Source organism: Lyngbya sp. CCAP 1446/10, from assembly GCF_026130175.1.
GTDB lineage: Bacteria > Cyanobacteriota > Cyanobacteriia > Cyanobacteriales > Microcoleaceae > Microcoleus.
Window position 1 is genome coordinate 2,501 of record NZ_JAIGNI010000160.1, and the last position, 2,415, is coordinate 4,915.

Sequence of the window (2,415 nt, forward strand, 5' to 3'; positions counted from 1 at the left end):
TCGCTGATTCACACGGGATTTCACGGGCCCCGTGCTACTCGGGATACAGTCACGCTCTATTCTACTTTCGACTACAGGACTTTCACCTTCTCTGGTGCAGCTTTCAACTGCTTTGTCTAGCTTGCAGATACGTTATTTGACTGTCCCACGACCCCAGAAGTAAAAACCTCTGGTTTAGGCTGTTTCCCGTTCGCTCACCACTACTAGGGAAATCGCTATTGCTTTCTCTTCCTCCAGCTACTAAGATGTTTCAATTCGCTGGGTTCGCCGCTCTCAGTCTATGTATTCAACTGATGCTTACTGGGTTGCCCCATTCGGACATCTCCGGATCAATGCTTGCTTCCAGCTCCCCGGAGCTTATCGTCGGTCGCCACGTCCTTCTTCGCCTCTGTGTGCCTAGGTATCCACCGTTAGCCCTTTGTAACTTGACCACTTGATTTTTTGATGGTCGTCTGCTTTGTAAGATTTTCCGATTGCTCGGATGACTTACCTGCTTGATGATGACTTAATTTCTATGCAGTTTTCAAGGTTCTGACTAGAGTCTTAGACTCCAGCATTCTGACTTTCACATGGGATAGTCTAGGTGCTGATTTCTCTGAGCTTCTGTTTTTTGATTATGGTTGTACTTAGATAGATAGCTAGTGAGAGTGGAGGTAAGCGGACTCGAACCGCTGACTTCCTGCGTGCAAGGCAGGCGCTCTACCAGCTGAGCTATACCCCCACTAATTAGTTTTGATTTTCCTGCTCTGACTCTTGGATTAATTATCCATGAATCATTACTTTGAATTCATTACTTTTTTCCAGGTGGGCCATCCTGGATTTGAACCAGGGACCTCACCCTTATCAGGGGTGCGCTCTAACCAACTGAGCTAATAGCCCATTTCCCGAACCAGTTAATAGTTTGAAAGCTTTGACATCTATTTCTCGAACGACCAGGGATACTGATTACTACCTATTGTTTAGGTTCGGTAGTTGCTCAGATGGTCTCCCTAAAAGGAGGTGATCCAGCCACACCTTCCGGTACGGCTACCTTGTTACGACTTCACCCCAGTCATCAGCCCTGCCTTCGGCATCCTCCTCCTCGAAAGGTTAGAGTAATGACTTCGGGCGTGGCCAACTTCCATGGTGTGACGGGCGGTGTGTACAAGGCCCGGGAACGGATTCACCGCAGTATGCTGACCTGCGATTACTAGCGATTCCGCCTTCATGCAGGCGAGTTGCAGCCTGCAATCTGAACTGAGGCAGGGTTTACGGGATTAGCTCGCCCTCGCGGGTTGGCTGCCCTTTGTCCCTACCATTGTAGTACGTGTGTAGCCCAGGACGTAAGGGGCATGCTGACTTGACGTCATCCCCACCTTCCTCCGGTTTGTCACCGGCAGTCTGTTTAGAGTGCCCAACTTAATGATGGCAACTAAACACGAGGGTTGCGCTCGTTGCGGGACTTAACCCAACATCTCACGACACGAGCTGACGACAGCCATGCACCACCTGTGTTCGCGCTCCCTAAGGCACTCCTTCCTTTCAGAAGGATTCGCGACATGTCAAGTCCTGGTAAGGTTCTTCGCGTTGCATCGAATTAAACCACATACTCCACCGCTTGTGCGGGCCCCCGTCAATTCCTTTGAGTTTCACACTTGCGTGCGTACTCCCCAGGCGGGATACTTAACGCGTTAGCTACGGCACTGTCCGGGTCGATACAGACAACACCTAGTATCCATCGTTTACGGCTAGGACTACTGGGGTATCTAATCCCATTCGCTCCCCTAGCTTTCGTCCCTGAGTGTCAGTTATGGTCCAGCAAAGCGCCTTCGCCACCGATGTTCTTCCTGATCTCTACGCATTTCACCGCTACACCAGGAATTCCCTTTGCCCCTACCATACTCTAGCTGTTCAGTTTCCACTGCCTTTCCGAGGTTGAGCCCCGGTCTTTGACAGCAGACTTGAACTGCCACCTGCGGACGCTTTACGCCCAATCATTCCGGATAACGCTTGCATCCTCCGTCTTACCGCGGCTGCTGGCACGGAGTTAGCCGATGCTGATTCCTCTGGTACCGTCATTGCGTTCTTCCCAGAGAAAAGGGGTTTACAACCCAAGAGCCTTCTTCCCCCACGCGGTCTTGCTCCGTCAGGCTTTCGCCCATTGCGGAAAATTCCCCACTGCTGCCTCCCGTAGGAGTCTGGGCCGTGTCTCAGTCCCAGTGTGGCTGATCGTCCTCTCAGACCAGCTACCGATCGTCGCCTTGGTGAGCTTTTACCTCTCCAACTAGCTAATCGGACGCGAGCTCTTCTTCAGGCTATAAATATTTGCCCTTTCGGTACATCGGGGGTTAGCAGTCGTTTCCAACTGTTGTCTCCGTCCTGAAGGTAGATTCTCACGCGTTACTCACCCGTCCGCCACTAAGTATTGCTACTCCG

Annotated in this window: 2 tRNA genes and 2 rRNA genes (1 of these 4 running past the window's edge); all 4 read right to left on the bottom strand. The window is 51.4% G+C overall.

The features are described from left to right. A 23S ribosomal RNA gene (locus tag K4039_RS29630) occupies positions 1-431 on the bottom strand (it extends 2,473 nt beyond the left edge of the window). 217 nt (positions 432-648) lie between these two features. Continuing rightward, positions 649-721: transfer RNA gene (locus K4039_RS29635), tRNA-Ala, on the bottom strand. An 84-nt stretch (positions 722-805) separates the two neighbouring features. Continuing rightward, positions 806-879 (bottom strand) — tRNA-Ile (locus K4039_RS29640). Between the two features lie 113 nt (positions 880-992). Beyond that, a 16S ribosomal RNA gene (locus tag K4039_RS29645) occupies positions 993-2,415 on the bottom strand; the annotation flags it as partial.